The organism is Vibrio sp. WZ-1, from assembly GCF_052037695.1.
In the GTDB taxonomy this organism is placed as follows: domain Bacteria; phylum Pseudomonadota; class Gammaproteobacteria; order Enterobacterales; family Vibrionaceae; genus Vibrio.
This window is the reverse complement of sequence record NZ_JBQEQR010000077.1, coordinates 1-5,233: the sequence shown is the minus strand read 5'-3', so window position 1 is coordinate 5,233 and position 5,233 is coordinate 1. Positions and strand designations below refer to the sequence as shown.

Here is a 5,233-nt window from a genome sequence, read left to right as displayed (position 1 = left end):
TCATCCTAGCGAGCCCAAGCGAGACTAAGGATCTAGTAACAGCACCCACCAACTCTTCCTCATTCACCTTAAATCAAAGCACAAGCGAACGATAGATTCTGAATCACACTCGTTCCTCGTTGTTCAAAATGACGGTTACTTCAGCAAGCTCTAGACCAAAAGAGTTCATCATCCTAGCGAGCCCAAGCGAGACTAAGGATCTAGTAACAACGCACTCCAACTCTTCCTAATTCACCTTAAATCAAAGCACAAGCGAACGATAGATTCTGAATCACACTCGTTCCTCGTTGTTCAAAATGACGGTTACTTTAGCAAGCTGTAAACCAAAAGAGCTCGTCATCCTAGCGAGCCCAAGCGAGACTAAGGATCTAGTAACAGCGCCCACCAACTCTTCCTCATTCACCTTAAATCAAAGCACAAACGGACGATAGATTCTGAATCACACTCGTTCCTCGTTGTTCAGAATGACGGTTACTTCAGCAAGCTCTAGACCAAAAGAGTTCATCATCCTAGCGAGCCCAAGCGAGACTAAGGATCTAATAACAACGTGCGCCGTCCCCTTCTCTACCCCAGAAAGAGCGCTATTTTATTCCCTCAAATATGGAAACTGTGTTCCTTCTCCGTAACTCTTTGAGTCGTAATTGAGTTGCGTCAGGTCAATAGCGTAACGGCCGCTTTGTGCTTATACTGGGCACATTGGTTACTAGCACGAAATATCCATGAAACAATCATTAAAGATCTGGCTTGAAGCCGCGCGCCCTAAAACATTACCGCTTGCACTGGTATCGATTCTGACCGGTAGCGTACTCGCTTACTCTGCGGGACACTTCTCTCTGACTATTGCTATCATGGCTTTTGTCACGGCAACGCTACTGCAAATCTTATCTAACCTGGCAAATGATTATGGCGATGCCGTGCAAGGCACAGACAATGACAACCGCTTAGGTCCTCAACGAGCAATGCAGTCCGGTGCGGTGACCTCGGCACAAATGAAACTGGCGATCATCTTCAACATCATCCTGACCGCCATTGCTGGTTTAACCTTAGTGTTTTATGCACTGAGCTCTTTTGAAAGCATCATTACCTTTATCGGTTTAGGCATTCTTGCCATTATCGCAGCGATTGCTTACACAATGGGCAGCAAGCCTTATGGCTATGTTGGCTTGGGCGACCTTTCGGTATTCCTATTTTTTGGTTTGCTTGGCGTATCTGGCACTTACTTCCTGCATACCGGTCATGTGGATGCAACACTATTCCTACCAGCACTCGGTTGTGGCTTATTAGCAGTAGCAGTACTGAACATCAACAACATGCGCGATATCGAGAACGACAGCGAATGTGGCAAACGCACCATGGCAGTTCGACTTGGCCAACGTAAAGCCAAGCAATACCACTTTATCTTGCTTGGCTGTGCACTACTTTCTTTTGCTAGTTACCTACTGATTCAGGGCAAACCTGTTTGGATTAGCTTGCCTTTCCTCATCAGTGTTTACGTAGTCGCACAACACGGCAAAGCAGTATGGCAAACGCAGCAACCTGCACAAATTGCACCGATGATGCCCGTTGTCGTCAAATGCTCTCTGGTAACTAACGTTTTGTTTGCAACAATTGTGGTAGCTCAAACTCTCGTGAGTTAAAAAAGGAATGTCATTGCATTGACTTAATGCCTCGATATACTCAAAGACAACAGTTTCTGTTTAGAAAGGCACGCTATGGAATACAATACCTCAGCACTCTGTGATATCTACCTTGATCAGGTAGATGTAGTTGAACCAATGTTCAGTAACTTTGGTGGTCGCGCATCCTTTGCCGGGCAAGTGACAACGATTAAGTGTTTTGAAGACAACACCCTGATCCGCGAAACACTAGAACAAGATGGTATCGGACGAGTATTGTTGATTGATGGTGGCGGTTCTCTACGTAGAGCCTTAATCGATGCAGAAATCGCAACCCTTGCCGAAGAAAATGAATGGGAAGGCATTGTCGTTTACGGATGTGTTCGCGAGGTAGACGAGCTTGAAGACATGAACCTCGGCATCCAAGCTCTGGCTTCTATTCCGGTTGGCGCAGCAAACCAAAACATCGGAGAAATCGACGTTCCTGTTAACTTCGGTGGCGTGAGTTTCCTACCAGAAGATTACATTTATGCAGACAGCACCGGCATCATTCTCTCGCCAGAGCCACTCAATATTGATCTTGAGTTAGATGAAGACAGCGAAGAAGAAGAGCTAAGCTAACCTCAAATACACAAACACCCGCACATGGCGGGTGTTTTTAATTCTGATGCAGAAATGGAATTATTCTACTTCGTCCATTTTGCCTAGTAGCGCGCGAATACGCTCTTGCCACTGTGCGTGCTCTTGTTGAGACTGCTGAGATTTTTGCTCAAGCTCTTCACGTTGTGAACGAAGCTCAGTTGCTTCAATCTCAAGCTTTGCTTTGTCTTCTTTCAGCTCTTCAACTTCCATTTGAAGAAGAGTGATTGTGTCAACTGCAGTTTGAATTTTCGCTTCTAGTTTTTCTAGTACTTCAAAAGACATCTGGGCCTACCTTGATTATTCGGTTGGGATGAATCGTAATCGTTCATCTAATATAGCTTCATTCTACTCAGCGTAGCGTTCAGAAACACTCACTATATTCGATCTTTCGCATCATTCGGTTAAAAAATCAGCGCAATCTCACTAAACCTTGACTTTTCTTATCCACGAAGCATTTTTGTCCATCACTTTTACCCATGACGAGCCCTAAAAGTCACCCAACATTGATCAATTTCAACTTAGATAGAGTTAAAGCTCAGCAAAAAGGCAAACGTTTACTTTTTGGTGTGATAGAATCGCGGCGCAAATTCTTCTTCCCCTGTTACTTGGAGACATCATGAAACGCGATTTAGCAATGGCATTTTCCCGTGTTACTGAAGGTGCAGCACTAGCTGGTTATAAATGGCTAGGCCGTGGCGACAAAAATGCAGCCGACGGCGCAGCTGTTGAGGTAATGCGCACCCTACTGAACAAAACAGACATCAGCGGTGAAATCGTTATTGGTGAAGGTGAAATCGATGATGCACCAATGCTTTATATCGGTGAGCAAGTAGGTTGCGGTGGCGATGCTGTAGATATTGCCGTTGACCCGATTGAAGGCACTCGCATGACGGCAATGGGCCAATCTAACGCTCTTGCTGTTTTAGCTGCTGGTGAGAAAGGCAGTTTCTTGAAAGCACCAGATATGTACATGGAGAAGTTGGTAGTAGGCCCTGGTGCAAAAGGTACCATCGACCTTAATAAGCCACTCAAGGAAAACCTAGAAAACATCGCGAAAGCACTGAATAAGACGCTTGATACGCTAGTGGTCATCACTCTAGCGAAACCACGTCATGATGAAGTAATCGCTGAAATGCAAGCAATGGGCGTTCGCGTGTTCGCAGTGCCAGATGGTGATGTAGCCGCTTCTATCTTAACTTGTATGCCAGATAGCGAAGTAGACGTAATGTACTGCATCGGTGGCGCTCCAGAAGGCGTCGTTTCAGCAGCGGTTATCCGTGCACTAGATGGTGACATGCATGGTCGACTTCTACCTCGCCACGAAGTAAAAGGCGACACAGAAGAAAACCGCATTTACGGTACTGCGGAGCTTAAACGCTGCGAAGAGATGGGCGTTCAAGCAAATGTTGTACTGAGAATGGAAGATATGGCACGTAGTGACAATGTTGTATTCTCCGCAACAGGCATCACCAAAGGTGACCTCCTAGAAGGTATCTCTCGCCAAGGTAATATTGCAACAACAGAAACGCTTCTGATCCGTGGCCGTTGTCGTACTATTCGCCGCATCAAATCTACGCACTACCTAGAGCGTAAAGATCCAGAAGTACGCGATATTATTCTTTAAGCGTGTTAGAGGCTCCCACTCACTCGGAGTTGGAGCCTTTCTTTTCTGCTAAGTCAGCCTCAGCGAGACTAAGTAGCTAGTAACAGCAAGCTCTTAACCTTTATTCCTCCCCCAGACCACAGAATCAACGGATAATAGATTCTGAATCACACTCGTTCCTCGTTGTTCAGAATGACGATTACTTTAGCAAGCTAATAAACCAAAAGAGTTCGTCATCCTAGCGGCTCAAGCGAAACTAAGGATCTAGTAACAGCGCCCACCAACTCTTCCTCATTCACCTTAAAGCAAAGCACAAGCGAACGATAGATTCTGAATCACACTCGTTCCTCGTTGTTCAGAATGACGATTACTTGAACGAGCTATAAACCAAAAAAGTTCGTCATCCTAGCGAGCTCAAGCGAGACTAAGGATCTATTATCAGTGCGCTGGGGTGTATGAGCTTTATCACCTCTATAATGTTTGGAATGTAGATTTTGAATCACGTTCGTTCCTCGTTGTACAGAATGACGATTACTTTAGCGAGCTATAAACCAAAAGAGTTCGTCATCCTAGCGAGTTCAAGCGAGACTAAGGATCTATTATCAGCGCGCTTGGATGTAGGAGCTTTATCACCTCTATAATGCTTGGAATGTAGATTCTGAATCACACCCATTCTTCGTTGTTCAGAATGACGGTTACTTTAGCAAGCTGAAAACCAAAAGAGTTCATCATCCTAGCGAGCTCCTGCGAGACTAAGAATCTCCCAACAGCAAATCCCGAGTCTCCCCACTCACCTTAATCCACAGCACAAACGGACGATAGATTCTGAATCACACTCGTTCCTCGTTGTTCAGAATGACGGTTACTTTAGCAAGCTGAAAACCAAAAGAGTTCGTCGTCCTAGCGAGCTCCAGCGAGACTAAGAATCTCCCAACAGCAAATCCCGAGTCTTCCCCACTCACCTTAATCCACAGCGCAAACGGACGATAGATTCTGAATCACACTCGTTCCTCGTTGTTCAGAATGACGGTTACTTCAGCAAGCTGTAAACCAAAAGAGCTCGTCATCCTAGCGAGCCCAAGCGAGACTAAGGATCTAGTAACAACTCACTCCAATTCTTCGTCCTTCACTTCAACCCACAGCACAAACGGACAATAGATTCTGAATCACACTCGTTCCTCGTTGTTCAGAATGACGGTTACTTCAGCAAGCTCTAGACCAAAAGAGTTCATCATCCTAGCGAGCCCAAGCGAGACTAAGGATCTAGTAACAGCACCCACCAACTCTTCCTCATTCACCTTAAATCAAAGCACAAGCGAACGATAGATTCTGAATCACACTCGTTCCTCGTTGTTCAAAATGACGGTTACTT

At 45.4% G+C, this 5,233-nt stretch carries 4 protein-coding genes; 3 read left to right on the top strand and 1 reads right to left on the bottom strand.

The window, feature by feature from the left end; translation table 11 throughout:
• Positions 1–719 precede the first annotated feature (719 nt).
• Together ACTS60_RS14300 and rraA are read left to right on the top strand one after the other, a co-directional pair.
• Positions 720–1,637: a 1,4-dihydroxy-2-naphthoate polyprenyltransferase gene (locus ACTS60_RS14300; RefSeq protein WP_440888773.1), complete on the top strand. Its 918-nt coding sequence runs from the start codon at positions 720–722 to the stop codon at positions 1,635–1,637.
• Positions 1,638–1,712: 75 nt separating this feature from the next.
• Positions 1,713–2,237: a ribonuclease E activity regulator RraA gene (rraA, locus tag ACTS60_RS14295; protein WP_440888772.1), complete on the top strand. Its 525-nt coding sequence runs from the start codon at positions 1,713–1,715 to the stop codon at positions 2,235–2,237.
• 60 nt (positions 2,238–2,297) lie between these two features.
• On the opposite strand, the gene zapB is transcribed toward rraA, so the two are convergent.
• Positions 2,298–2,540: a cell division protein ZapB gene (gene zapB, locus ACTS60_RS14290; RefSeq protein WP_440888771.1), complete on the bottom strand. Its 243-nt coding sequence runs from the start codon at positions 2,538–2,540 to the stop codon at positions 2,298–2,300.
• Positions 2,541–2,874: 334 nt separating this feature from the next.
• Between zapB and glpX the strand changes: the two genes are divergently transcribed.
• Positions 2,875–3,882: a class II fructose-bisphosphatase gene (glpX, locus tag ACTS60_RS14285; protein WP_440888770.1), complete on the top strand. Its 1,008-nt coding sequence runs from the start codon at positions 2,875–2,877 to the stop codon at positions 3,880–3,882.
• Positions 3,883–5,233 lie beyond the last annotated feature (1,351 nt).

Bases quoted from the DNA above. Each gene is read 5' to 3' on its own strand.
- ACTS60_RS14300 (WP_440888773.1), top strand. From the start codon at position 720: ATGAAACAATCATTAAAGATCTGGCTTGAAGCCGCGCGCCCTAAAACA.
- rraA (WP_440888772.1), top strand. From the start codon at position 1,713: ATGGAATACAATACCTCAGCACTCTGTGATATCTACCTTGATCAGGTA.
- zapB (WP_440888771.1), bottom strand. From the start codon at position 2,540: ATGTCTTTTGAAGTACTAGAAAAACTAGAAGCGAAAATTCAAACTGCA.
- glpX (WP_440888770.1), top strand. From the start codon at position 2,875: ATGAAACGCGATTTAGCAATGGCATTTTCCCGTGTTACTGAAGGTGCA.